Source organism: Hymenobacter arcticus, from assembly GCF_054779975.1.
This window is the reverse complement of sequence record NZ_BAAGXF010000014.1, coordinates 17,435-42,848: the sequence shown is the minus strand read 5'-3', so window position 1 is coordinate 42,848 and position 25,414 is coordinate 17,435. Positions and strand designations below refer to the sequence as shown.

Genomic DNA, 25,414 nt, shown 5'->3' with positions numbered 1-25,414 from the left:
ATTTGGGTGTAAATAGCTAATAGACAAATAATTAAAAATTAATTGCTCATTACTCACTGCTAACTGTTCATTGCTATGATTCTCGTTGATACTGCGCTAAAGGCGCGCCAGGCCGCGGGCCGGCCCATTCGGGTGGGCATGGTAGGGGCGGGGTTTATGGGCCGGGGCGTGGCCCTGCAAATATGCCGCTACGTGCCGGGCATGGTGCTGGCCGCCATTGCCAACCGCACGCTGGCGCAGGCCCGCCGCGCCTACAGCGAGGCCGGTGAGCTAGGCGCGCACGAGGTATCGTCGGTGGCGGCCCTAGAGCGCTGCATCGAGCTGGGCCAGCCCGCCATCACCAGCGATGCCTTGCTGCTGAGCCGCGCCGGCAATATCGACGTAATTATTGAGGTGACCGGGGCCGTGGAGCACGGCGCGCACGTGGTGCTGGAGGCCATTCGGCACGGCAAGCACGTGGTGCTGCTCAACGCCGAGCTCGACGGCACGGTGGGCGCTATTCTCAAAGTGCACGCCGACCGCGCCGGGGTGGTGTACACCGTGAGCGACGGCGACCAGCCCGGCGTGACGCTCAACCTGGCCCGCTTCGTGCTGGGCCTGGGCGTGAAGCCCGTGCTGTGCGGCAACATCAAGGGCCTGCACGACCCCTACCGCAACCCCACCACCCAGGAGGGCTTTGCCCGGCAGTGGGGCCAAAACCCCAGCATGGTCACCAGCTTTGCCGACGGCAGCAAAATCAGCTTCGAGCAGGCCGTAATTGCCAATGCCCTGGGCATGGAAGTGGCCCAGCGCGGCATGCTGGGCCCCACCGTGGCCCCCGGCACGCCCATCAGCCAGGCCGCCGAGTGGTACCCGCACGACCTGCTGCTGAGCGGCGGCCCCGGCATTGTGGACTACGTGGTGGGTGCTGAGCCCGGCCCCGGCGTGTTTATTCTGGGCACCCACGATGACCCCGTGCAGCAGCACTACCTCAAGCTGTATAAGCTGGGCCCGGGGCCGCTCTACTGCTTCTACACGCCCTACCACCTCTGCCACTTCGAAACGCCCACCTCGGTGGCGCGGGCCGTGCTCTTCCACGATGCCTGTCTGGCCCCCGCCGGCGCGCCCCGCGTGGAGGTAGTGACGGCCGCCAAAACAGGGCTGCGCGCCGGCGACGTGCTCGACGGCATTGGCCACTACATGACCTATGGCCTAGCCGAGAACTTCCCGCTGGCCCGCCGGCAAAACCTGCTGCCCATTGGTGTGGCCGAGGGCTGCGTGCTGCGCCACGACGTGCCCCAGGACCAGGTGCTCACCTACGACGACGTGCTGTTGCCCGAAGGCCGCTTAGTGGATGAGCTGCGCCGCGAGCAAGACGCCTACTTCGGCACCCCCGCGCCGGCCGCGCAGCGCCAGCCAGTGGCCATGCACAGTGCATAGTGTTGAAAACAAAAAAGTTAGCTACCTTGAACAAGTTTTAGCGTGCCTCAACCTTCCCCTCCGCTGCTATGAGAAATGCGTTAGCATCCGCTGGCCACCCGGTCGCTGAGCGGCCAATAATTGTGTCGGGCTTGTCGGGCCTGGCGCTGCCTAGCCCCACGCCCGCGCCCACGGCCGGCACCTGCCGGTTTTGCGGCGCGCCGCTGCGCGTCACGTTCGTAGACCTGGGCCCCTCGCCGCTGTGCCAAGACCACGTGCGGCCCGAAGACTTCAACCGGGCCGAGCCATTTTACGACCTGCACGCCTACGTGTGCCTCTCGTGCCTGCTGGTGCAGGTGAAGGACCTCATTGCCCCGGCCGACCTCTTCCCGAGTGATTACGCCTACTTTTCGTCCTACTCGCCCTCCTGGCTGCGCCATGCCCGGCAGTACACCGAGCTGGTGACCGAGCGTTTTGGCCTGGGCCCCGAGCACCTGGTGGTGGAGGTGGCCAGCAACGACGGCTACCTGCTCCAAAACTTTGTGGAGCAGGGCATTCCGGTGCTGGGCATCGAGCCGGCCGAAAACGTGGCCAACGCCGCCCGCCAGAAGGGCATCAATACCCTCAGTAAGTTCTTTGGCCTGGCCACGGCCCGGGAAGTGGCCGAGAGCTGCGGCCAGGCTGACCTGCTCATTGGCAACAACGTGCTGGCCCACGTGCCCGACATCAACGACTTCGTGGCCGGGCTGGCTGCCATCCTCAAGCCGGGCGGGGTGCTCACCATGGAGTTTCCGCATCTGCTACGCTTAGTAACTGGCAATCAGTTTGATACCATTTACCATGAGCATTTTAGCTACCTGTCGTTTTGGACGGTGGGGCACATTTTTGCCCACCACGGCCTCACCCTGTTTGATGTGGAGGAACTGCCCACCCACGGCGGCTCGCTGCGCATATATGCCCGCCACGCCGACTGCGCCGACCCCGCCCTGGCCGTGACGCCCGCCGTGCCCGCCCTGCGCACCCGCGAGGTGGCGGCCGGTGTGTGCAACCTCGATTTTTACCTCGATTTTGCGGCTTGCGCCAAGGAAACCAAGCGCAAGCTGCTCGAATTTTTGATTGGGGCCAAGCGCGCCGGCAAAACGGTGGTGGGCTACGGCGCGCCCGGCAAGGGCAACACGCTGCTCAACTATTGCGGCATTCGCACTGATTTTGTGGACTATACCGTCGATTTGAACCCCCACAAGCAGGGCAATTTCCTGCCCGGCACCCGCCTGCCCATCTACCACCCCGACCGCATCCTCGAAACCCGGCCCGACTACCTGCTCATCCTGCCCTGGAACCTGCGCGAAGAAATAATGGAGCAAATGGCCGTCATCCGCACCTGGGGCGGCCAGTTTGTGGTGCCCATCCCGGAGGTGTGCGTGTACGCGTGAGAGGGCTTAGGGAGAGGGGTAAATTGTTAAAAAACAGAACGTCATGCTGAACGCAGTGAAGCATCTCTACCGCGTAACTAACCCCATGCGTTGAGATTACTTACGCGGTAGAAATGCTTCACTGCATTCAGCATGACGTTCTGTTTTTTGCTCATAAAATATTAATAAATAGCATCTTAGTTCATGCTGAAACTAGGCTTGCCAACCCAGGGCCTGCGCGTGCTGTGCCTGGGCGCGCACTGCGACGACATTGAGATAGGGGCCGGGGGCACGCTGCTGCGCCTGCTGGCCGCCGGCCAGGTGCAGGCTGTGCGCTGGGTGGTGCTGGCCGCCACCGCCACCCGCGCCCAGGAAGCGGAGGCTTGCGCCGCGCAGTTTCTGGCCGTCGCACCCGAGGCCCCCACCGCCGAAGTTACCGTGCACCGCTACTCGCTCAGCATGTCGCGCAGTACGGCGTCGTGCAGCCCCACCGCCGAAGTTACCGTGCACCGCTACCCCGACGGCCGCCTAACCCAGCACTACGAAGCCATCAAAGCTGATTTTGAAGCCCTCAAGGACTTCGCCCCCGACCTCATCCTGACCCACTATCAGCATGACTTGCATCAGGACCACCGCCTGGTGTCGGAGCTGACCTGGAACACGTTTCGCAACCACCTCATCTGGGAATACGAAATTCCGAAGTACGACGGCGACCTGGGCAACCCGGCCTGCCTGGTGGCCCTCACGGCCGCCGAGCTCACCCGCAAGGTGGCGCTGCTGCTGGCCGGTTACCCCAGCCAGGCCGGCAAGCACTGGTTTGATGCCGAAACCTTTGGGGCGCTGGCCCGCCTGCGCGCCATGCAAGCCGGCGGCGACTGCCGGTATGCGGAGGGGTTTTACGTGCGTAAAATGTTGATTTAGTGATTAAAAAGAACGTCATGCTGAACGCAGTGAAGCATGACGTTCTTTTTCAAAAAGTTATTTATCAATTGCTTAGATTAAAATCATGCTCCCCACCGCCCTGTCCGCCGTTGCCCTGCCTACCGCCAGCCCACCCACCGGGCCCGGCGAGGAGCTGCACGCGCTGATGCGGCGGCTGTTTCCCATTTGCCGCAGCATCACCGGCGATGGCGTGCGGCAGACCCTGGCCATCCTGGGGGAGTACCTGCCCGGCTTGCAGGTGCACGAGGTGCCCACCGGCACGCCCGTGCTCGACTGGACGGTACCCCGCGAGTGGAACATCCGGGAGGCGTGGGTGAAAAACCAGCGCGGCGAGAAAGTAATTGATTTTGAGGCCAATAACCTGCACCTGGTGAGCTACAGCGTGCCCGTGCACCGCTGGGTAACGCGCGCCGAGCTCGACGAGCACCTGCACTCGCTGCCCGAGCAGCCCAGCCTCATCCCGTACCGCACCGCCTACTACGCCGAGGCCTGGGGCTTTTGCCTGGCCCACACCCAGCGCCTGGCCCTCACCGACGACACCTACGAGGTGTGCATCGACAGCACGCTGGCCCCCGGCAACCTCACCTACGGCGAGCTGCTGCTGCCCGGCGACACGGAGGACGAAATCCTGCTTTCGTGCCACATCTGCCACCCTTCGCTGGCCAACGACAACCTTTCGGGCGTGGCCGTGGCCACTTACCTGGCCCGACACCTGGCCACCGAGCCGCGCCACTACAGCTACCGCTTCGTGTTTGTGCCCGGCACCATTGGCTCGCTCACCTGGCTCAGCCGCCACTTTGCCACCGTGGGGCGGGTGCGGCACGGGCTGGTGCTCACGCTGTTGGGCGGGCCGGGCGCGTTCACCTACAAGCAGTCGCGCCGCGGCAATGCGGTGGTGGACCAGGCGGCGGCGCTGGTGCTGGCGCAGGCCGGGGTGCCGCACGCGGTGCGGCCGTTTTCGCCCTACGGCTACGACGAGCGCCAGTACTGCTCGCCGGGCTTCAACCTGCCGGTGGGCTGCTTTTCGCGCACCCCGTTTGGCGAGTTTGCCGAGTACCACACCTCGGCCGATAACCTCGACTTTGTGCGCCCCGACCAGTTGGCCGAGTCCCTGGATTTGGTGCAGGAGTTGCTGGCCGTGCTCGACGCCAACCGCCGCTACCGCAGCCGCAGCCCCTACGGCGAGCCCCAGCTAGGCCGCCGCGGCCTCTACAAAAACGTGGGCGGCGGCCTCGACGGGGCCGCCTGGCAACTGGCCCTGCTCTGGGTGCTCAACCTCTCCGACGGCCAGCACACGCTGCTGCACATTGCTGAGCGGGCGGGCCTACCCTTTGCCCAGGTGCACCAGGCCGCCATTGCCCTGCAAGGCACCGACTTACTCGAATTATTACCCGATTGAAACTGCCCGTTTGCCCCATGTTTTCACCCTAACGCTTTCGGTATGAACACACTCCTGCCCGCCGCGCCCGCCATTGGCCGCCCCGCCACCTTTCCCTGCCCCGTGTGCGGCAGCACCGCGGGCACCGTCTTCTACGAAGTGCACCACGTGCCCACGCAGTCGGGCATCCTGTGGCCCACGGCCGAAGCCGCCCGGCGGGCCCCTACCACGGACATCCGGCTCACCTTTTGCCCGCATTGCCACTACATGGGCAACGAGGCCTACGAGGCGGCCAAGGTGACGCACGCCCGCAACGACTTTTCGCTGGAGTTTTCGCCCTCTTTCCGGGCCTTCACGCGGGCGCTGGCCCAGCAATTGCTCGACGACTACGACCTGCGCGGGGCCCGCGTGCTCGACATTGGCTGCGGCAACGGCGACTTTGTGCGCACGCTCTGCGAGCTGGGCGCGGCCAGCGGCACCGGCATCGACCCCGGCTACGCGCCGCCGGCGGGCCTTGCGCCCGCCGCGCCGGCCGGGGAGGCCACCTTCCTGGCCGATTACTACGATGCGCGCTACGCCGACCTGCCCGTGGACCTGGTGAGCTGCCGCCACATGCTCAACGTCATTGCCGACCCCCGCGCCTTTGTGCAGCTGCTGCGCCGCAACCTGGGGACCCAGCGCCCGCTCGTGTACGTGGAGGTGCCCAACGCGCTCTACGACATTGGCGAAAAAGTAATCTGGAACATCGTGAACGAGCACCGCTCGTGGTTTTCGCCGGCCTCGCTGCGCTGGCTTTTCGAGAGCACTGGCTTTGAGGTGCTGGCCGTGGTGCCCTGCTGGCACGGCGAGTACCTGGGCCTGGTAGCGCGCCCGGTGGACGTGCCCGCCACCCCGCCGCCCGCCGTGCGCGATGCGGCCACGCCCGCCGCCGTGCGTGGCTTTTGGGCCGAGGGCCAGCGCCTCGTGGCCCAGTGGCAAGTAGTGGTCGATGACCTGGCCCACCGCCACGCGCGGGTGGTGGCCTGGGGGGCGGGCTCGCGGGCCATTGCCTTCGTCAATACCTACCCCGCCCTGCACCCGCTGCTGCAGGCCGTGGTCGACATCAACCCCCAGCGCCAGGGGCAGTTTATGCCCGGCACGGCGCACCCGGTCATCGCCCCCGAGGCGGCCGTGGCGCTGGCCCCCGACGTGCTGCTCGTTACCAACCCCACCTACGCTCAGGAAATCAGGGTGCAGGCCCACGCCCTTGGGCTGCTGGTGGGCCTGCTGGGGGCGGGGGCCGAGCTGGCCACGGGCCTGCTGAGTGATTTTATTGTGCTGTAATAACGAGACTGACAAGGTATTAACTCAACAAATTATGAAAGAGCTCGACGTACTGATGCCGCCGGCCACCCTGGCCCCGGCGCTCCTCACGCCCGCCAGCTTTGCCGGCTCGCGGGCCCTGCAAGCGCGGCTGCACGCGGCCATTCCCGGCGGGGCGCACACCTATGCCAAGGGCGACGACCAGTTCCCCGAGTTTATGGCCCCCTGCCTGGTGCGCGGCCACGGCTGCCGGGTGTGGGATGTCAATGATAATGAGTTTATTGAGTATGGCATGGGGCTGCGGGCCGTGACGCTGGGCCACGCCTACCCGCCCGTGGTAGCGGCCGCCCAGCAGCAGCTAAGCCTGGGCACCAACCTGGGCCGCCCCACCTACCTGGAGCTCGAAACGGCCGAAGAATTCCTGGCCTTCACCCAGGCCGGCGACATGGTAAAGTTTGCCAAAAACGGCTCCGACGCCACCACGGCCGCCGTGAAGCTGGCCCGCGCCTACACCGGCCGGCCGCTGGCCGCCGTGTGCCAGGACCACCCGTTTTTCTCCACCGACGACTGGTTTATCGGGGCCACGCCCATGGCGGCAGGCATTCCGGCGGCCGTGCAGGCCCTCACCGTGGGCTTCCGCTACAACGACCTGGCCAGCGTGGAGGCCCTCTTTGCGGCGCATCCCGGCCAGGTGGCCTGCCTGCTGCTGGAAGTAGAAAAGGACGTGCCGCCCGCCCCCGGCTTCCTGCAAGGCCTGCGCCGGCTGTGCGACCGCGAGGGCAGCGTGCTGGTATTCGACGAGATTATCACTGGCTTTCGGTGGCACAACCAGGGCGCGCAGGGCCGCTACGGCGTGCGCCCCGACCTCAGCACCTGGGGCAAAGCCCTGGCCAACGGCCTGGCCCTGGCCGCCCTCAGCGGCCGCCGCGAGCTCATGGAGCGCGGTGGCCTGCACCACCCGCACGAGCGCGTATTCCTGCTCTCGACCACCTACGGGGCCGAAACCCACGCCCTGGCCGCCGCCCGCGCCGTAATGCGCACCTACGCCACCGAGCCCGTGGTGGCGCACCTGCATGCCCAGGGCGAGCGCCTGCGCGAGGGCCTGACGCAAGCCGCCCACGACCAGGGCGTGGAGGAGCACTTCCGGGTGCTGGGTCCCGCTTGCTGCCTGGCCTACGGCACCCGCGACGCCGACGGGCAGCCCTCGCAGGCCTTCCGCACTCTGTTTTTGCAGGAAACCCTACGCCGCGGCCTGCTACTGCCCTCCTTTGTCATCAGCTACGCCCACACCGACGCCGTGGTGGACGAAACCGTGGACCGTGTGCACGCCGCGCTCGGCGTGTACCGCCGCGCCCTCGAAGACGGCATTGGCGGCTACCTGCTGGGCCGCGCCGTAAAGCCGGTGTTCCGGGCGCGCAATTGAAGTTTACAGCACGTCATGCTGCACTGCGTGCAGCATGACGTGCTGCTTGAATGGAATAGCTCACCCAGCCGCTGGCTACAAGCCCTCGGCCAGGCTGGCGGCCTCCGTAGTCAGCGCCAGGGCCGCGGCCCTGGTAATAGTGTTGAAAATCAATTTGATAGGGAGCCAGCGTAGCGCTACCGGCAGCCCCTGCAAAGCAGGCAGCTTCAGCAGTTTCAGCACGCGGCGGGCGGTGACCAAGTCGCGCTGGCGCAGCGAGCGGTAGGCCCCCGCCAGCACAAACTGGTTGAAAAATTGCGCCTGGGCCTGCCGCAGTCGTGGGGCCGGCAGTAGCCCCTGGGCCTGGGTTTTAGCAAAAATGCGCAGCAACAGCTCCACCGTGTGCTCGGTGAACATGCTGGCGGTAATGGCGCCGTCGTGCACGGTGTAGGCCGCAATGCAGCCGGGCACCAGCTGCACTCCCCACTGGCTGAAAAGCCGGGCCCAGAGGTCGGTGTCTTCGGTGGTTTCCTGGGTTAGGTCGGGCGGGGTGGCCAGGTAAGCGGCGCGGCTGGCCACCAGCGCCGGAATGCGCACCCACGAAGAGTCGGTGAGCACCCGCGTGAGCGCTGGCACCGGGGCCAGCCAGCGCCGGCGGCCGGGGTACTGGCGGCGCAGCAGGCGCTTGTGGGCATCCACCACATCCACGCCGAAGAGCAGTACCTCGTGCTGGCCGCGGCTGGTGCGCAGCTCGGCCACCAGCCGCGCTAGACCGCCGGGCCGCAAAAAATCGTCGTCGTGCAGGTGGTACAGGTAGTGGCCCCGCGCCCGGTTCACGCAGGCCAGAAAGTTGTCGGCAGCGGTGCTGCCGGGCGCGTTGCGGTAGTAGCGCCACTGCCCGGCCGGCTGGCGGCGCAGCCCCAGGCGCGCCACGCGCCCGCACAGGTCGTTGGCCGTCGAGTTGTCGGATACCAGCACTTCCACGTCGGGCGGCAGCGGGCCCAGCGAGCGCAACGCCCGGGCCAGCAGCCCCGGCCGGTGGTAGGTAGGCACGCAAATGCTGAGCAAGGGCGGCGGCGCGAGCGCGAGCCGCCAGCCCGTGCGCGGCAGGGCCGGCGCGGGCGTGGCCACCCCCGGCGCGGGTGCGGGCGTGCCGCCCGCAAAGGCCGCGAAAGGGTGCGCCGCCCGCGCCTGCACCAGCCGGCGGCTGGCTAGCAGGTCATGCCGGTGCTGCCACACGTAGCGCAGCGCGCCCAGCGAAGTGCGCTCAAAAAGCAGCAGGTAGCACACGATGAACACCTGCCGGGGCAGCGCCTGCATCAGCATGGCCGGCACCTGGCGGGCGGGCGTGTTTTTTACCAGCAGCAGCCACTGGTTTTTGACGGCATCGGCCTTGAGGGCGCCGCCCAGCCGCCGCCGCACGGCCAGGCTGGCCGGCAAAAACTGGCGCGGGTGCAGCGCCCGACAGGCCGGCTCAAACACCGTGCGCCAGCCGTAGAGCTGGCTGCGCCAGGCCACGTCCCAATCTTCCTTGTGGGCAAAAAAACGGGGGTCGAAAAATGCGTCTTCCACCCGCAGGTCATCGATGCAGCGGCGGCGCAGCAGGGGCAGCGCGCCATCGGCCCCGGCCACGTCGGTGCGGGCCAGGGGGCTGGCCTCGCTCAGGCGCTGGCCGTGCAGGCGCAGGCCAAAGCGCCCGCCCGTGCGCCGCAGCATGCCGGCGCTGTCGATGCGCGGGTCGGGCTCGGTGGTTTGCAGCAGCAGGCCGCACACCGTGCCAATGCGCGGGTGCTGCTGCATGGCGGCCACGGCGCGGGCCAGGTAGTCGGGGGCCATTTCCACGTCGGGGTTCACCAGCAGCACCAGCTCGGTGGTGGTGCGGTCGAGGGCGTAGTTGTGGCCGCCGCAAAAGCCGGTGTTGGTGGGCAGCGCGTGCAGGTGAAGGCGGGCATCGGTGGCGGCCAGGGCCCGCACGCGGGCGCGGGTGTCGTCGGCCGAGGCATTGTCCACCACCCACAGCGCAAAGTCGGCGTAGGTCTGGGCCAGGGCCGAGCGCAGGCAGGCCTCAATGGAGGCGGCGCTGTTCCAGGTCACGACGGAAAGTAACACGTGGGGCATGAGAGATTTTTTATAAATAGGATGAAGCTTGCGCGGAGGCTATTTGTCATTGCGAGCGCAGCGAAGCAATCGCACCAGCACGAGCTGTTCGGGTGTCGTGCTGGTGCGATTGCTTCGCTGCGCTCGCAATGACAAACGGCTTTTATGTAAGCCAATAAGTACCTGTATGGCAAATATTTAGCTAGAGTGCTGCGCCACCGCTTCGGCCGCCGCAACCGGCACGCCCACCGTGGCCAGCAGCCGGCGCAGGGCGGGCACATCCACGGTCAGGTCCTCCAGGCGGTCGGCGTAGGCGTTGGCGCCGGTGGCGGCCGGGGCGCTTATCAGCGGGTAGTGGCGCACCCCCACGCGCGCCGATATCTCCATAAAATCGGGTACTACGAAGTGGTGCGGCAGCAGCTCGATGAGCACCGCGCCGGGCGTGCAAAAGCCGATGTTGGCCAGCCCCGCGCCCACCGGCGACACGATAACGCGGGCCTGGGCAAAGAGGGCCGCTTTTTCGGCCAGGCTCAGCTCGCTCAGCTGGTAGGTTACAAAGCCGGCGGGCCGCAGCAGCGCCTGCACCTCCGCCTCGTTGGTGACGCGGCGCACGGTGGCATCGCGCCGGTTGATGTACACCAGCGGACTGAATGAGCGCGTCACAGCCTGCCGCGCCGGGCCGTAGGCGGTGCGCAAAAACTCGAAGGCCCACTCTGGAAAGTGCCGCCCGCGCCCGCGCACGGCCGAGGGCACCACCAGCTGCTCGGCGCGCAGGTGGCGGTGGGTTTGCACGTCGAGCAGGCGCTCGGGGCCCACGCCCAGCAGGGCCATGGTTTCGCGCACAAAGCCGTTGTGGCGGTCGTATACCAAAAAGTAATCAATTGATTCCCAAAGACCTGCCTCGCGCACCAGGTGCAGGCGGGGCAGCGAGTCGAGCAGCCAGTGCGAGTAGTTGCCGGTGCCCGCGCCGCCGCCGCTTAGCAGGTTGCATACGGTGCCGGCCACCGGCACGGGCGGAATAAAGTAGCGCTGCCGAAAAATATTGTTGTCCGCGGGCCCAATCAGGCTCCATTCCTTTTTGGCAAACTGGAAGGAGGCGTCGCCCACCAGCCGGCCATCGGCCGCTACTACGGCCACGCTGTCGAAGTTGTCGGCGTAGAGGCGGCCGCCGGCCAGCGTGAGTACGAAGGCGGGGGCCACCTGCTCGGCCGGCTGGGGCTTGTCGTAGGCCACGCACAGGTCGTAAAAAGCGGGGGCTACTTCGAGCCGCGAGGTGTGGGCGGGCACTATTTCCTGGTAGGTGGCCCCGCTGCCGGGCTGCGCGGCCAGGGCCTGGCTGTGGGGGTGCACCCCGGTGGGCCGGTAGCGCATATTATAAGGCACCAGCTCGCGCAGAAGCCGGCCGGCCCGGCGCTGTAGTCGTTGTAGCATAGCCGAAGGTGGTAAACGTGGAGGGCAGAAAGTAAGAAGAGCCTTATGCACTGCAACCAGCAGATTAACAGCACACAGACCACCCTGCTTGGTGCGATAAAAGTAGGTGTAGCCAGGTGCCACCACATTGATTTTCGTCACTTCCCGCCAACTACCCTGCGCCGCGCCACCCCCCGGGCCGGGCGCTACGCCAAAAAGGCCTGCCCCCAAGTGGGAGCAGGCCTTTCAGCGGCGTTTGGGCGGAAATTAAAAAACTCGCAGTCAAATTTTTAATTCCTGCCAAACCCGCTCAGTAAAGAGGAAGCCGCTGGTGGCTACTCGCTTTTAACCAAGCCGATGGTTTTGCCTTGCAGCGAGCCGCTGGCAAAGCGCACCACGTAGGTGCCGGGCGACAGGGAGCCCACGTCGAGCAGCTGGCTCGACAGGCCGGCCGGGAAGCTTAGCGTGGCTTGGCGCAGCAGGGTGCCCATTTTTGAAAGCACTTGCACCACCATTTGCTCGGCCTGGGCCACGGTGGCCGCTACCTGCACCTGCGACTGGCTGCCGCTGAGCGGGTTGGGGTAGAGGCTGGCCGGGGCCACGGCCGCGCTGCTGGTAGCGGTCAGGGCACTGGTAGTAGCCGCGGCGCTGCGGGCAGCTACGGCGCTGCTGGTAGTTTGCTGCCACACCTCCACGCCCGACAGGTTGACGGTGCCGCCGCTGGTGGTGAGCTGAATGGTGCCGTTGCTGACGGTAACCGGGTAGGGGCCTACCTTGGACCAGGTGCCGGCCGCGCCGGTTTTGAGGTTGCTGGCCACCGATTGGCCGTTCAAAGCCAGGCTGTAGGTTTCGGAGAAGTTGTCTTCCCACACGTAGGCCGATACCAGGTAGGTGCCGTTGGGCACGGCGCTCAGCTGGAAGCTGAGGCTGTTGCCGTACTGGCAGCTGCGCAGCATGGCGGCCCGGCTGGCGTCGGTGCCGGGCGACAGGGCCTGGCTTTGCAGGCTGAAGCTGTTGCCGTTGACCGAGTAGCTGGGGGCCGAGGAGCCCTCCCAGGGGTTGCCGTCGATGGTGGCGGCGCTGCCGTTGAGGTTAATGGCCCGGTAGAAGCTGGTGGTAGTAGTGGTGGGGGCAGGCGTAGTGGTGGCAATGCTGCCGCCGGCCGTCCATAGCTCCAGGCCCGACAGGTTGGCGGTGCCGCCGCTTACCCCCACGGTGAGCGTGCCATTGGTGACGGTGGCCGGGTAGGGGCCGAGGCGGTCCCAGTGGCCGGCCGCGCCGCTGTTGTAGTTGGCCTGCGCCACCTTGCCGTTTACGGCTATGTTAAACGTTTCAGCATCGTTATCTTCCCACACCGTGAGGTACACCGAGTAGCTGGCGTTGGGCAAGCCCGGCACCGTTAGCTGCACGTTGGTGCCGTACACGCTGGAGAAAATCATGCTGGTGCGGGCGGCATCAGTGGCCGGGTTGAGCTGGCGCTGGCCCACGAAGCTGGTGCCGCCCGCTACCTGCACGGCCGAGCCGGCTTCCCACTTGTTGCCAGCAATGGTAGTGGCCCCGCCGTTGAGGTCGAAAGCCCGGTAAAAGGCGTTGGCGGTGGGCGCGGGGGCAGTAGGCGTGGTGGGCGTGGTGGGCGCGGTGCCGGCTACCGTCCACAACTCCAGGCCCGACAGGTTGGCGGTGCCGCCGCTTACCCCCACGCTGAGCGCGCCGTTGGTGACGGTGGCCGGGTAGGGGCCGAGGCGGTCCCAGTGGCCGGCCGCGCCGCTGTTGTAGTTGGCCTGCGCCACCTTGCCGTTCACCGAGATGCTAAACGTCTCCGCGTTGTTGTCTTCCCACACGTAGAGGTACACCAAGTAGTTGGCATTGGGCACGTTGCTCACCGTGGCGGTTACCTGGGTGCCGTACACACTGGATAAAATCAGGCCCGTGCGGGCGGCGTCGGTGGCGGGGTTGAGGGCGTTTTGACCCGTAAAGTTGCTGCCGCCCGTCACTTGCAGGCCCGTGGCCGCACCGGCTTCCCACTTGTTGCCGTCCAGGGTGAGGGCGCCGCCGTTCAGGTTAAAGGCCCGGTAAAACGTGGCGTTGGCGGGGGCCGTTGGCGCGGGAGCAGTCGGCGTATTTGGGGTGGGCGCGGGCGTGGTTATCGTGGGGTTGGGCGTGGCCGCCGTGCCCCCCGAGAGGCCCGGCGTTACGCCGTTCTGCTTCAGCTTTTGCTGCCACAGCGTCCACTCGTTCTGCTCGGTTTGCACCGTGAGGTTGGGCGGCAGGCTCACGTTGCCGCTCACCGTGGTGGCCAGGGCCAGGTTGTAGTCGTTGCGGTTGGAGTAGGGGTTGCCAGCCGAAAAGTTGGCGTAGCCCACCGTGTTATTAGCCACCCGGATGTTGCCGAAGGTAGAAGCCGGCGAGTTGTAGTAGTTGAAGGGCGTGATGCCGCACGAGAGCAAACCCAGCTTCTCGCCGCTGCTGAGGAAGCCGCTGGTTACCACCCGGTTGTCATGCACGTTGATGTCGTGGCCGGCCGCCACGTTGATGCCCGCGTTGCAGGTGCTCACAAACTGGTTGTAGGCGATTTCCACAAAGGCCGGCACCGTGGTGGGCGTGCGGCCGTCGCCGTCGGTGGTCATGCCCGTGCCACTAAAGCCGGTGCTGGTGGCTGGCAGCGGGTAGGCGCCCTGCACGTAGTTGTCGTGCACCCGGGCCGGGCTGGCCGGCGTGCCGCCCGAGTTGTTGAAGTTGATGTTGTCCTCCACCCGGCTCTGGTTGGGCTGGTTAATGACCTGGTTCCAAGCTATTTCGATGTTGGGCAGGTTCAGCACCGTGTTCAGCAGCACGAAGTTCGAGAGGCCCTCCGTGTTGTTGCGCGAGGTGCCAATCATGTTCAGCGCCTGGTTGTAGCGAATCTTCACCGTCTGGTTGGCCGAGCCGTCGCCCAGCCAGCGGTCAAGCACGATGCCGCGGTTGGTTTCGAGGTAATTGTGCTCCAGCACCAGGTTCTGGCCCTTTAGCATGTACAAAAACGCGCCGCGGGGCGTGTTGTCGGCCGTGGGCGTGGTGCCGTAGGCCCGCGACTCGCGCACCGTGAGGTCGGCGCGGTCGTTGCTGACCAGTATCAGCTCGCCGGGGCCCACGATGGTACAGTTTTGCAGTATAACCGGCTCGGCGGTGGCAATGCGAATGGCGGGAACCGACGAGTCGGTGCTGCGAAAGTTGCCCGTGTAGGTACCTCCCTTGCTGATTACCAAGGGCCCCGAATACGTAACGTCGGGGGCCTGCGCCTGCGCACAGCCGGCAATGAGGGTCAATAACAGCAGCAGCCAGCTGCCCAACTTATAAGAATAATCCGTGCGCCCCAAAGAGGCAAGAAACTGCTGACTTATAAAAACCTTTTTTAGCATTATTACAAGATAAGGCGACTAAATCGTTACGCCAATGAAAAGTAGGAATTGTATATTGTAAAAGGTGCGCTATAAAAATTATTCAAATAATTTGCATTATAATGTGAAATGGCTCTGGGAGCCGTTCAACCATGCTTTCGAGGTGGCACTAGTGCTGGCTACGCCTAGCCCAGTGGTAGCCCCACTGGGAAGATAGTCATCCCTTAATGTACACTAATGCAAGATGTTATGAGGGTTGTTGCCTGGCTGAACGGGTGCTAAATGCCTTGCCAGCCCGGTTGACGCCTTCTACTTGCCTGCCTTGTTTCCGCGTTCGCCTGCCATTTTCTACCACACTTTCTCATCTCCGGGGCGCTGATTGAAGCACTTTTCAGGCTTCAGAACTGCGAAAATTCATAAAATGTTTCCCTGCTTCCAAAACAAATGTACTGACACCTTACGTGAAAGGACAAATTGTGGGCTGGAAAGAATTTGCATTTTAATGTGAGGCATGCAGCGCAAAATGCCCAAAAATTGGGCATGCGCTACCAGCAGCGGCTTTTTTGCCGACGAAATACGGATGAAAAAAATACGGGCATTTGCAGCAACCGCCTGATTTACAAGCCGGTTAACCTGGGCCGTAAATGGCTAACAATTGCGCCAGCGACTGCTTTAAGCTGAACTGTTGCTGCGTTTGCTGGTAGCCGGCCTCACCCAGCCGGGCCAGCTCGCCGGGGCTGGCCGCCAGCTCGGCAATGGCCGCCGCCAGGTGGGCCGGGGTGGGGGGCACCAGGCGGCCGGTGTGGTGGTCGCGCACCAGGTCGCGCAGGCCCAGCGCGTCGTACACCACGGCCGGCACGGCGCAACTCTGGGCCTCCAGCAGCGAATTGCCAAGGCCCTCGTAGTGCGAAGTCATGAGGTAGATGTCGCTGGCAATGAGCACGTCGCGCACTTGTTGCAGCTGGCCCAGGAAGCGTACCTCGGCGCGCAGGTGCAGCGAGGCGGCGTAGGCCTGCTCCTCGGCGTGCAGGTGGCCATCGCCCACGTGCAGGTACACGGTGCGGGCGGCCAGCTCGGGGGCCAGCACACTCAGGGCCGTGAAAATGGCTTGGTGGTTTTTGCTTTCAACGCAGCCCCCCACCGACACCAGCACCAGGCTATCCGGGGCCAGGCCCAGGGCCTGGCGGGCCTGCTGGCGCTCGGCGGCCGAGCGGGCCGGGTAAAAGCGGGCCGGGTCAATCCAGTTGAACACCAGCGCCGTGGGGTTGAAGCACACGCGTTGCTCGGTGGCCTGCACCGACGTGCTGATGGCAATGAACTGCACGCCCAGCAGCCGGCGGGCCACCAGCCGGTAAATGGCCCGCTTGAGGCGCACTAATCCCGTGAAAGCGAAGTTGCTGTGCACCGTGTGCACGAAGCGCGGCACGCCCACCTGCCAGGCGGCCAGGCTGTACCAGAGGAAGTTTTGCTCGGTGTGGTTGTGCACCACGTCGAATTGCTGCTCCTGAAAAAAGCGGCGCACGGCTAGCAGGTTTTTGAGCTGGCCCGCCACCCAAGGCAGGTAGTGCACGGTGTAGCCGGCCGACTCCAGCGTGGCCGTGTAGTCGCTGCTAGCCGGGGGGACATCGCTGAGAATGTGCAGCTCCAGGCCCTGCCGCCGAAACTCAGGCGCCGCAATTTTGAGCATAATCTCGGCCCCGCTAAAGCGTAGCGCGTGCAAGATGTGCAGCACCTTGCGCTTGGCCGGGGTGGCCACCGGGGGCGCAGCCGCAGCCGAAGCCGCCAGAAAAGACAAAATAGCGGGCATGATGCGGAGAGCTAAAAGGTGTGAGAGCAGGCAGAAACCTAGTGATAAATAATTGAAAGTATGCGTGTTAAGCTTATCAATCGGGCCTAGGTAAGTAGGCCGTTTTCGTACAGATGCCGCCTCGGCTAATGCAAAAAATACCCTACTAGCCGGCGGGTGTAGCCGCTGAGCAAAAACAGCGGCAGGTAGGGCCGGGGGCAGTTTTTGAGGGCGAAGTAGCTGAAATTGCGCAGGTTGCCGCCGCCCCGGATGCTGAACAGGTGCTGGTAGTAGCCGCGCAGGCTGCGCACGCGGCGGGTCTGCTCCTGGCCGCTTTCGTTGGGGTAGGTGCGCAGGCGGGCTTCGTAGTTGCAGAGCACCGGAAAGCCCGCGCGGCGGGCCAGGCTGGTGAAGTCAAAATCGGCCAGGTAGTGGGGCAGGCGGCGCTCGTCAAACAGCCCAATGCGCGCAAACACCGCCCGCGGAATGAGCAGGCCCCGGCCCGGCAGGTACGTAACGGGGTGCAGGCCGCGGCGGGCGGCGGGCGGCAGCTCGTGCAGCAGGTCGTGGCGGCGGTGCAGCACCCAGCTCAGCCGCTCGCCGCCATACACGGGCTCGCCGGTGGCCAGGTCGAGCTCTAGGGCGCCGAGCACCGCAGTGGGGTGGGCGGCGGCGGCCGTCAGCATCTGGGCCACAAAGTCGGGCTCGGCCACGAGGTCGTTGTTGAGGGTGAGCACCTGGGTAGCGCCCTCGGCCAGCGCCCGCCGAATACCCAGGTTCACGCCGGCCGTCCAGAACAGGTTGCCGTCGCCGGTTTCCACCAGCACCTCCGCAAAGTCGCGGGCCAGGTGCGCGGCCGTGCCGTCGGTCGAGCCATCGTCCACCACTATCGTGCGGAAGGCGCACGTAGTCTGGGCCCGCAGCGACAGCAGGCAGTCGCGGGTAAAAGCCCAGCGGTTAAAAACCGGAATGACGATGTAAAGCATTGTTCAATATGTAGTTGACTTACAGAAAATCTGTCATTGCGAGCAAAGCGAAGTAATCGCACCTGTACGACTGGCGCGGGTGTCGTGCGGGTGCGATTGTTTCGCTGTGCTCGCAATGACAAACGGTTGGCATAAGTCCCATTCTTAATTCTTCTTCCTTCCCAATTATTACTTCATCTTGGCCAGCACGCGCCGCACCTTGGCCACCACGCGGCCCCGCAAAAACTCGCGGAAGCGCTGCCGGTCGCGGGCGCGGTCAGCCAGCACGCGGGGCGGGTGGCGCAGGGGTAGGGGCAGTTCGGCGGTGGGCACGTTGGCCAGCTCGTCGGTGGCATCGAGGGTGTGGGTGCCCAGGGTACCGAAGCCCACGTTGCCCACCAGGTTTTGGGCGGGCACGGTGCACAGCCCCGAGTTGGCCACAATGGCGAAATGCCACTGGTAGTCCCAGACGTGGGCCGGCGCGGGCAGCTGCCGCACGCCCGCAATCTTGGCCAGGCGGTAGCGGTTTTCGAGCGCCGAGCTGTAGCTGCCCTTAAGTTGGCCGCTATTTACAATAGAATCAAAATCAGCTAGTTGAAAATCGAAGAGCTGCCAGGCCCGCCGCCACGTGGCCCAGCCCCAGCTATTAACCTGGTCGGAGAAATAGTACGAGTCGGCCCCCGGCGGCAGCGGCCGGCGGGCCTCCTGGCTGAAATTGTTGCCCCCGATGTGCATCACGCGGGTATCGTGGGCGTAGTGGGTGAGCAGCGCCTGGCAGTAGCCAAAAAAGCTGGCGCTCGGCACGCAGTCGTCTTCGAGAATAATGCCGGCCTCCTCGTGCTCAAAAAACCAGCTGATGGCCGCGGCCGGGCCCACGCCGCAGTTGAGGTTGCGCTCACGCAACTGCGTGGTTACCTGGCATTCCCAATCTATACCGCCCAGTACTACGGCGCGGGCGGCGGCGCAGGTTTCGGCATCGGTGGGGTGGCCGGGGCGGGGGCCGTCGGCGGCCACGTAGAGCCGCGCCGGCCGCGCCTGCCGAATGGCGGCCAGCACCGCCCGCGTGGTGTCGGGGCGGTTGAAGATGAGCAGCAGCACCGGCGTGGCCAGGGCTGGGGGTGGGGCTGGCGTCATGACGCTACCAGCTGTGGGGTGGCCGCCGCCCGGCTGGGGGCCGCGGGTGCCGGGGCCGGCTGGCCGGGGCCCAGCATGGCGCGGTAAATATCCAGGGTGCGCTGCGTGATGGTAGCCGGGTCGTGGCGGGTGCGGGCCACCTGCCGGGCCTCGTGGCTGAGGCGCTGGCGCAGGGGCTCGTCGCGGCACAGGCGCAGCACCTGGTCGGCAATGTCGCGCGGGTCGAGGCGGGCGGCCAGGCCGGTGCGCTCGTGCGCTACCAGCGAGCCCACGCCGCCCACCAGCGTGGCCACCACCGGCAGGCCCGCAATCTGGGCCTCGCAGATGGTGTTGGGGCTGTTGTCCATGTAGGAGGGGTGCAGCAGGCAAAACGTGCCGCTGAGCAGGGCCGGCAGGTCGGCCACGGCCTGCATGCCGCGCAGCTCCAGGTCGTGGGGGCCGATGGCTGTGAGGCCCCGCCGCCGGATGTGCCGCCAGATGTGCGCCGGCTCGGTTTGGCCCACCACGATGAGCTTGGCCGGCTGCTGCTGCCGAATGAGGTCGAAGGCTTCCAGCACTTCGCGGTAGCCCTTCATCACCTGCGAGCCGCCCATAAACAGCAGGTGGGGCCGCCCCGGCTCGGGGGCGGGTGCGGCGGCGCAATCCAGGGCAAAGAACTGGGGCCGAATCATTTCCCAGTTCACATGCACCTCACAGCCGGGGCTGAAGCGGCGGCTCAGGGCGCTGTCCCAGGTGGTGCGGCACGACACGTGGCGCACGGGCGGCAGGTAGCGCAGCTCGTAGTAGCTGGCCAGCAGCCACAAAAACCGCCGCATGGGGTCGGCCACGGGCAGCACCTTCAGGTACTCCCACACAATGCCCTGCACCGAGAGTAGCACCGGCGTGGCAATGCCGGCCGTGGCCACGTGCAGCTGCGCCTCCGAGCCGTGCACGTGCACAACGTCGTACGCGTGGTGGTGCCGCGCCACGTAGTCGCGCAGCACGGCCACGCGGCGGCGGTAAAGCGACAAAATATCGGCCCGCCGGGCGGGTACCTCCAAATAAATGTACCGTACTCCATTGGTAGAAAAGTGCTCCACGGGCGCGGCCATGCCGGCGCTGGTGCTCAGCACCGTGAGCGCGATTTCGGTGGGCCGGCGGGCCAGCTGGTCGATGAGGCTGATAATCCAGGGCGAGCCCGCTTCTTGCGTGCTGGGGTGCGGATGGGTCGTGAGCCACAGGATGTTAAGGGGGCGCATAGCAGCGGAAGGTTAAGTGGCAAAAACGGGTTCGGCGGCCCGCGTGCGCCGCGGGGCCACGGGCTGGGGCGCCGCCCCCGGGGCGGGCAGGGCCATGGTGGCCAGCAGCAGCCCCTGAAAAGCGTAGATGTACACCGGCCAGTCGTAGGACAGGCCAAATACCAGGCAGCCCGCCGCCAGGCCCACCAGCGCGACGGCCTCGGCCGTGAGTGGGGCGGGGTGTGCCAAGCGCCTGATTACCTGAATAAAAGGTAGCACTACCACCAGCAGCAAGCCCAGCCAGCCGAAGTAAAACAGGCGGTCCAGGTAGAAGCTGTGGAAGTGGTGCCCCGTGCCATCGGGCCACATGGGCTGGTCCGACGACGGGTCGTAGAACTGCATGGGCAGGTCGAAGCCCTCCTGGCGCCAGCCCAGCAGCGGGCGCTCGGCAATGAGGGGCGCGTAGGCCTGCATTTGCTGCAAGCGCCAGTTGCCGGTGCCCTGCTTATCGGCGTGGGTGATGTCGTCGTAGTTGGCCACCAGCTTTTTGGTGATGGCCGGGTTTTGCAGAATGGTGGCCAGCCCGCCCACGCCCGCCAGCACCACGGGCAGCACCACCAGCAGCACCAGGCGCTGGGGCGAAAACCGGGCGCTCGGCACCCGCCACCATAGCAGCAGCACATTGAGGGGCAGGGCCACCAGCATGGTGAGCCACACCGAGCGGTGCTGCAAAAACACAATCAGGGCGATGCTCACGAAGAAAAGCCCCAGCAGCAGCAGGTTGCCGCGTTGCAGGTACCAGTTGAGGCACAGCAGCGTGGGCAGTACCAGCATGAGCGCCGAGCCCGCCGAAAAGCCCCGTTCCGTGTCCAGAAACGCCTGTAAGCTCAGGGCCTCGGGGTGCACCAGCAGCAGGTTGAGCAGCAGCATCGCGTACATAATGCCCACCAGCCCCCGAAACGGCGGCAGCCCCCGCCGGTGGTAGTAACCATAGGTGCCATAGGCCACAAACAGCGCGATTACCTTGGAAAACACGTGCATGTGCGCCACCCACTGGCCGTGCGTGGCGTACGACTCCAGTGCCAGCCCGCCCACGTAAGCCGCGGCCAGCAACATCGTTACGCCAACGGCGCGCTCCATACGCCGCCAGTACCACACCGCCGCGGCCAGGCCCAGCACCAGCACCAGCAGCCGGTAGGTGAGCAGTACGGGCTCGTCGGCATCTTTATAAAAAAACTCCCAGGCAGCCTGCTCGCCGCCCAGCGCCAGCAGCAGCGGCAGTAGCTTGAGGGGGCGGGTCGAGATTATCATGAGGAGGCAGCGTGAAGCAGAAAAGTATAATTTTTATAAGTAATTTACCTACTGTAAGTTAGCTAGCTATGCGGCCGGCTGGTTAGCTGGCCAAAACCGGCTCAGCGGCGGCCAACGGCCCCAAATCCACGGCGTAGCGGCGCAGGCGGCTCTGCGTCCAGGTGGGCGACAGCGACGCGGCCGACAACCGCAGCAAGGCGCGTTGCAGCACCGGGCGCAACTCCCGGGGCGGCCAGCGCAGCAGCAGCCCGGCCAGGGCCAGCGCCCCGGCCAGCAGTTGCAGCCCAAACACCGCCAGCGTGGGCCAGCCCAGCGGCCGCACCCCCACCGACAGCAGCCCGATGCAGGCCGCCACCACCGCGCTGTAGCCCAGCCCCGGCCCGTAGATGCCGAACAGCGCCCCGTAGCCAACCCCCAGGTCGTGGTGCGTCACGCGCATGTAGAGCAGCGCCCGCCCGGCCTCGCTCAGCCCCACGGCCACCGCAATGCCCATAATACCGTAGCCGTGCAGTAGCCAGAACAGGCTGACCATCAATGCAATGGCCTGCACGTTGAGCAGCACCTTGCGGTGCAGGTTGGCGCGGGCATCGGCCACAATGCCCGCGAATAAGGTGGTCAGGTTCAGCGGAATAGCCACGCACAATAGTTGCAGCACCGGCACCGAGGCCGCCCACTTGGCGCCCAGCAGCACCCGCACCATCTCGGGGGCGGCCACGGCCACGCCCGCGCACAGCGGCAGCACCAGCGTGCCCACCAGCGTGCTGCTGCGCAGGTAGAGGCCGCGCAGCTGCGGCACGTTGGTTTGCACCTGGCTGAAAGCCGGAAACGCCACCCGCGCCACGCTGTTGGTGAGGAAATACATGGGCAGCTGCAGCAGCATGTAGGCCCGGTTGTAGAACCCCAGCGCCAACGGCCCCAGCAGCCGCCCAATGAGCAGGGTATCGAGGTTGCTGTTGATGAATTCTAAAAAGCTGATGACCGATACGCGGCTGCCGTAGCCCACCAGCGCCGCGTAGTGCTGCCAGCCCAGCAGCGGGCGCACCGAGTGCCGTACCAGCGCGTAGGCCCCCAGCCCGCTAATGAGCTGCTGGGCCAGGCTGGCCGCCACCAGGCTCCACACGCCCGCGCCGGCCCAGGCGCTGCCCAGCCCCACGCCGCCATAGGCCAGCAAGTAGGCTAGCACATCGAGCTTGGCCAGCACCTCAAAGCGCATGTTGCGGCGCAGCACGCTGGTGGCCGTGAGGCCCACCGAGGCCACCACGAAGCCCAGCGCCAGGGCCCGCACCAGCGGCACTACCGCCGGGTTCTTGAGCACCAGCACCGATAGCGGGGCCAGCGCCCAGAAGATGCCCGCCACCAGCAGGCCCAGCAGCAGCGAAGCCGTGAAGGAGGCGCGTAAGTCGTTGGCACTAAGCTGGGGGCGCTGCACAATGGCGTGGCCCAAACCCATTTCGGCAAAGTAGCCGCCGAAGCGCAGCACCACGCCCGCCAGCGCCACCAGCCCAAAGGCGGCGGGGTCGAGCAGGCGGGCCATAATGGCCGTGTAGCCTACCTGCATGAGGGCCGTGAGCACGGCCGCCGCAGTCGTCCATTTGATGCCGCGCAGGGCCGCGGCTCCCAGCGAAGTCTGGGGCTTGGTCGTGGTCGTCATAGCGAAGCGGACGCAGCGAGAGAAGAGTAGATTTAGCTGTTATCTGCTAATCATTCAGGAAGTAGTCAGGCTGTCATGCTGAACGCAGTGAAGCATCTCTACCGCTTCGTTGAACGGTCCAGATGAAGCGGTAGAGATGCTTCACTGCGTTCAGCATGACAGCCTGGCTATTTCCTAAATAACTAACAGACAAAGAATTACTGGCCGTAGGCGTAGGCGTTGGCTTTGTGGCCGTAGCCGTAGGTTTTGGCAAAGTGCACATCGTTGAGCACCAGGAAGAGGTTGGCTATCTTCTGCTTTTGGTGCAGCTCGTCAATCTGGGTCAGCATGTCCTTGTCGGTGTAGTTCTGGCGCACCACGTAGAGGCTGGCGTCGAAGTGGCGCATCAGCACAAAAAACTCGGCCACGTAGCCCATGGGGGGCGTATCGAGCACCAGGTAGTCGTACTCGGTGCGCAGCTGCTCCATAAGGGCGCTCATGGCCTGGCTTTCGAGCAGCACGGTGGGGTTGGGGGGCACGGGGCCGCAGCAGAGCAGCTCCAGGCCCTCGATGCCGCTGGGGCGGCGGGCTTCGTCGAGGGTAGCCTGGCCCGCCAGGTAGGCCGCCAGGCCGGGCCCGGCGTACCGGTCGAAGTAGTTGGCCACGGTGGGGCGGCGCAGGTCGCACTCCAGCAGCAGCACGCGCCGGCCACTCAGGGCCAGCTCGGTGGCTAGGTTCACGGCGCAAAAGGTTTTGCCCTCGCCCGGCACCGACGACGTAATGCCCAGCACCTTTTTATCGCCCGAGCCCGACAGGTACTGCAGGTTCACGCGCATGGAGCGAAACGACTCCGTAATCGGCTCCTTGGGGTTGGCTACCGAGTGGGGCTTGAACTGCGTGGTGCCGTGCGCCACCAGCCCCAGCACCGGAATGGTGGTGAGCAGGGCCAGGTCTTCGGGGCGCTGCACGCGGCGGTTGGCCACGTCGAGCAGCAGCACCAGGGCCACCGGCCCGCCCAGCCCGGCCAGCAGCGCCAGCAGGCCCACCAGCAGGGGCTTGGGCGCCTCGGCCCCGCCGCCCACCAGGCGGGCGCGGTCCACCACGTGCTTGTCGGAGGCATTGGTAGCCAGGGCGATAGCCGCCTCGTTGCGCTTCTCCGCCAAAAAGGTGTAGTTCTTGTCGTTGAAGTCGTTGGCGCTGCGCAGGGCGGCCAGTTGCCGCTCGTTTTCGGGCATGCGGCTCATTTGGGTGCGCACCTGGGTTAGCTGGCCCGTCACGTCGCGCAGGCCAATGTCGGCGGCCTGGCTCATGTTGGTGAGCATGCTGGCCAGCGACTCCTTGGTGGCCCGAATGGCCTCGTCGGTCTTCTTCACTATCGGGTTAATGGCGCTGGCGTTCACGCCCAGCTCGGCTCGCTTGGTGCTCAGCTGGTTGAGCTGCAAAATGAGGTTGTCCAGCACCGGGTTTTCGACGCCCACGCTACTGGGCGACAGCAATTGGCCAGTGCCTTGGTTGTCGTGCACGTAGCGCAGCATGTTCTGGTAATATTTGCGGCTGGTGAGGGCCTTGGCCTGCGCCATTTCGAGGGCGCCCAGCTGCTGAATGCCCGACGACGACTGGGCCCCCACATCTACCACGCCCCGTGTGGTGCGAAAGCTGGAGAGCGCCGCCGCCCCCTGCTGGCGCGTGCCGGCCAGGCGGGCTATTTTGTCATCCAAAAAGGCCAGCGTTTTCTGACCCGTCAGGTTCTTTTCGCGCAGGTCGGCCGCCGTGTACACCGCCATCAGGGTGTCCAAAAACATGGTGGCCTGGGCGGGTACCACGCCTTTGGTGCGCAGCTCCACAATGCGCGACTCGTGGTCGATGGGCCGCACCGCCAGCTCGCCCGCATAGTGGTCGGTGGCCGATGTTAAGTCATTAAGCACAAAGAAGTAGCGCGTGCCAGGCTTTGCCTGGTCAGCGCCCGGCTGCGGGGTCAGCACCAAGCGCAGCAGCGGGGTGCGCAGCGAGTCGCCGGCCGCCACCGTTTCGTCGAGCTGCACGTCGGGCAGCTCCTGCACCAGGTCGCCGGTGGGCAGGTGCACCAGCTGGCCCTTGGCGGCGGTGGCCTGCACCCGGTAGCGGCCGGGGCCGGTGGGCGTCACAAATATGCGCACCCCCGTGAGCTGCGGGGCCCGCAAGCTCACCTGCACCCGAAACGGCACCAGCGCCGTCGGCTGCTCGCGCACTTGCAGGGGCCGCACGGCATTCAGCCACGAGGCGGGCACCACGAAGTACGACACCGCGTAGGGCAGCCGGCTCACGGCCTCGCGCACCATGCGCGCCGACGTGAGCAGGCCCACCTCGTCCTCCATCTTCATGCCCTTATTGGGCACCTCCATCAGCTGCATCATTTCCTGGGCCCGGCGCGAGCCCGTGGCCTGGTCGCCCAGTAGCATAGTGGCCCGGAAGGCGTACACTGGGGCCGCCACCTTCAGGTACAGCAGCGCCAGCAGCCCCGCCAGCGCCAGGCCCACTGCAAACAGGGGCCAGCGCCGCCGCAGCCGAAACAGCAGCGCGTGCAAATCAAGCTCGTCGCTCGGCAGGGTCGGTAAGGGTTGGGAAGCCATAAGCCAGCAGGAAAAAGCAGCGGTGAAGCAAAAAAGTCTGGTTG

At 65.6% G+C, this 25,414-nt stretch carries 16 protein-coding genes; 6 read left to right on the top strand and 10 right to left on the bottom strand.

Features of this window, described 5'->3' with window-relative positions; all coding sequences use genetic code 11:
* Positions 1–75 precede the first annotated feature (75 nt).
* The 6 genes from ACYVGC_RS19430 to ACYVGC_RS19405 all read left to right on the top strand — a co-directional run bounded on the left by ACYVGC_RS19430 (position 76) and on the right by ACYVGC_RS19405 (position 7,855).
* Positions 76–1,419, top strand: coding sequence for an NAD(P)H-dependent oxidoreductase (locus ACYVGC_RS19430; RefSeq protein ID WP_460585523.1), 1,344 nt, complete (start codon positions 76–78; stop codon positions 1,417–1,419).
* 68 nt (positions 1,420–1,487) lie between these two features.
* Positions 1,488–2,831 (top strand): methyltransferase domain-containing protein, encoded by a 1,344-nt coding sequence (locus tag ACYVGC_RS19425; RefSeq protein ID WP_460585522.1) that lies wholly within the window; start codon positions 1,488–1,490, stop codon positions 2,829–2,831.
* 183 nt (positions 2,832–3,014) lie between these two features.
* On the top strand, positions 3,015–3,731 hold the full coding sequence (locus tag ACYVGC_RS19420) for a PIG-L deacetylase family protein (protein ID WP_460585521.1): 717 nt from the start codon (positions 3,015–3,017) through the stop codon (positions 3,729–3,731).
* Between the two features lie 85 nt (positions 3,732–3,816).
* The gene (locus ACYVGC_RS19415; protein ID WP_460585520.1) at positions 3,817–5,151 is read left to right on the top strand and encodes a DUF4910 domain-containing protein; all 1,335 of its coding nucleotides are present in this window, start codon (positions 3,817–3,819) and stop codon (positions 5,149–5,151) included.
* Between the two features lie 42 nt (positions 5,152–5,193).
* Positions 5,194–6,453, top strand: coding sequence for a class I SAM-dependent methyltransferase (locus ACYVGC_RS19410; protein WP_460585519.1), 1,260 nt, complete (start codon positions 5,194–5,196; stop codon positions 6,451–6,453).
* 34 nt (positions 6,454–6,487) lie between these two features.
* A complete protein-coding gene (locus tag ACYVGC_RS19405) occupies positions 6,488–7,855 on the top strand; it encodes a PLP-dependent aminotransferase family protein (RefSeq protein WP_460585518.1) in 1,368 nt (455 codons plus the stop codon).
* Between the two features lie 75 nt (positions 7,856–7,930).
* Here the strand turns inward: ACYVGC_RS19405 and ACYVGC_RS19400 are convergent, their stop codons facing one another.
* The 10 genes from ACYVGC_RS19400 to ACYVGC_RS19355 form a co-directional block, all read right to left on the bottom strand.
* Positions 7,931–9,952 (bottom strand): glycosyltransferase family 2 protein, encoded by a 2,022-nt coding sequence (locus ACYVGC_RS19400; protein ID WP_460585517.1) that lies wholly within the window; start codon positions 9,950–9,952, stop codon positions 7,931–7,933.
* Positions 9,953–10,129: 177 nt separating this feature from the next.
* Positions 10,130–11,362, bottom strand: a complete 1,233-nt coding sequence (locus ACYVGC_RS19395; protein ID WP_460585516.1) for a glycosyltransferase family 61 protein — start codon at positions 11,360–11,362, stop codon at positions 10,130–10,132.
* Between the two features lie 314 nt (positions 11,363–11,676).
* Complete coding sequence (locus ACYVGC_RS19390; RefSeq protein WP_460585514.1) at positions 11,677–14,739, bottom strand: hypothetical protein; 3,063 nt, start codon at positions 14,737–14,739, stop codon at positions 11,677–11,679.
* Between the two features lie 607 nt (positions 14,740–15,346).
* The gene (locus ACYVGC_RS19385; RefSeq protein WP_460585513.1) at positions 15,347–16,525 is read right to left on the bottom strand and encodes a glycosyltransferase family protein; all 1,179 of its coding nucleotides are present in this window, start codon (positions 16,523–16,525) and stop codon (positions 15,347–15,349) included.
* Between the two features lie 125 nt (positions 16,526–16,650).
* Positions 16,651–17,490, bottom strand: a complete 840-nt coding sequence (locus ACYVGC_RS19380) for a glycosyltransferase family 2 protein (RefSeq protein WP_460585512.1) — start codon at positions 17,488–17,490, stop codon at positions 16,651–16,653.
* Positions 17,491–17,658: 168 nt separating this feature from the next.
* The gene (locus tag ACYVGC_RS19375) at positions 17,659–18,603 is read right to left on the bottom strand and encodes a nucleotide-diphospho-sugar transferase (RefSeq protein WP_460585511.1); all 945 of its coding nucleotides are present in this window, start codon (positions 18,601–18,603) and stop codon (positions 17,659–17,661) included.
* Complete coding sequence (locus tag ACYVGC_RS19370; RefSeq protein ID WP_460585509.1) at positions 18,600–19,841, bottom strand: glycosyltransferase family 4 protein; 1,242 nt, start codon at positions 19,839–19,841, stop codon at positions 18,600–18,602. The genes ACYVGC_RS19375 and ACYVGC_RS19370 overlap by 4 nt, the downstream gene beginning before the upstream one ends.
* A gap of 12 nt (positions 19,842–19,853) precedes the next feature.
* Positions 19,854–21,131, bottom strand: coding sequence for an O-antigen ligase family protein (locus ACYVGC_RS19365; protein ID WP_460585508.1), 1,278 nt, complete (start codon positions 21,129–21,131; stop codon positions 19,854–19,856).
* Positions 21,132–21,213: 82 nt separating this feature from the next.
* Positions 21,214–22,782: a lipopolysaccharide biosynthesis protein gene (locus tag ACYVGC_RS19360; RefSeq protein WP_460585507.1), complete on the bottom strand. Its 1,569-nt coding sequence runs from the start codon at positions 22,780–22,782 to the stop codon at positions 21,214–21,216.
* A 197-nt stretch (positions 22,783–22,979) separates the two neighbouring features.
* Entirely contained in the window at positions 22,980–25,370 is a 2,391-nt protein-coding gene (locus ACYVGC_RS19355) for a polysaccharide biosynthesis tyrosine autokinase (RefSeq protein ID WP_460585506.1), read from the bottom strand.
* Positions 25,371–25,414 lie beyond the last annotated feature (44 nt).

Coding starts and splice junctions, on each gene's coding strand:
- ACYVGC_RS19430 (WP_460585523.1), top strand. CDS start 76: ATGATTCTCGTTGATACTGCGCTAAAGGCGCGCCAGGCCGCGGGCCGG.
- ACYVGC_RS19425 (WP_460585522.1), top strand. CDS start 1,488: ATGAGAAATGCGTTAGCATCCGCTGGCCACCCGGTCGCTGAGCGGCCA.
- ACYVGC_RS19420 (WP_460585521.1), top strand. CDS start 3,015: ATGCTGAAACTAGGCTTGCCAACCCAGGGCCTGCGCGTGCTGTGCCTG.
- ACYVGC_RS19415 (WP_460585520.1), top strand. CDS start 3,817: ATGCTCCCCACCGCCCTGTCCGCCGTTGCCCTGCCTACCGCCAGCCCA.
- ACYVGC_RS19410 (WP_460585519.1), top strand. CDS start 5,194: ATGAACACACTCCTGCCCGCCGCGCCCGCCATTGGCCGCCCCGCCACC.
- ACYVGC_RS19405 (WP_460585518.1), top strand. CDS start 6,488: ATGAAAGAGCTCGACGTACTGATGCCGCCGGCCACCCTGGCCCCGGCG.
- ACYVGC_RS19400 (WP_460585517.1), bottom strand. CDS start 9,952: ATGCCCCACGTGTTACTTTCCGTCGTGACCTGGAACAGCGCCGCCTCC.
- ACYVGC_RS19395 (WP_460585516.1), bottom strand. CDS start 11,362: ATGCTACAACGACTACAGCGCCGGGCCGGCCGGCTTCTGCGCGAGCTG.
- ACYVGC_RS19390 (WP_460585514.1), bottom strand. CDS start 14,739: ATGCTAAAAAAGGTTTTTATAAGTCAGCAGTTTCTTGCCTCTTTGGGG.
- ACYVGC_RS19385 (WP_460585513.1), bottom strand. CDS start 16,525: ATGCCCGCTATTTTGTCTTTTCTGGCGGCTTCGGCTGCGGCTGCGCCC.
- ACYVGC_RS19380 (WP_460585512.1), bottom strand. CDS start 17,490: ATGCTTTACATCGTCATTCCGGTTTTTAACCGCTGGGCTTTTACCCGC.
- ACYVGC_RS19375 (WP_460585511.1), bottom strand. CDS start 18,603: ATGACGCCAGCCCCACCCCCAGCCCTGGCCACGCCGGTGCTGCTGCTC.
- ACYVGC_RS19370 (WP_460585509.1), bottom strand. CDS start 19,841: ATGCGCCCCCTTAACATCCTGTGGCTCACGACCCATCCGCACCCCAGC.
- ACYVGC_RS19365 (WP_460585508.1), bottom strand. CDS start 21,131: ATGATAATCTCGACCCGCCCCCTCAAGCTACTGCCGCTGCTGCTGGCG.
- ACYVGC_RS19360 (WP_460585507.1), bottom strand. CDS start 22,782: ATGACGACCACGACCAAGCCCCAGACTTCGCTGGGAGCCGCGGCCCTG.
- ACYVGC_RS19355 (WP_460585506.1), bottom strand. CDS start 25,370: ATGGCTTCCCAACCCTTACCGACCCTGCCGAGCGACGAGCTTGATTTG.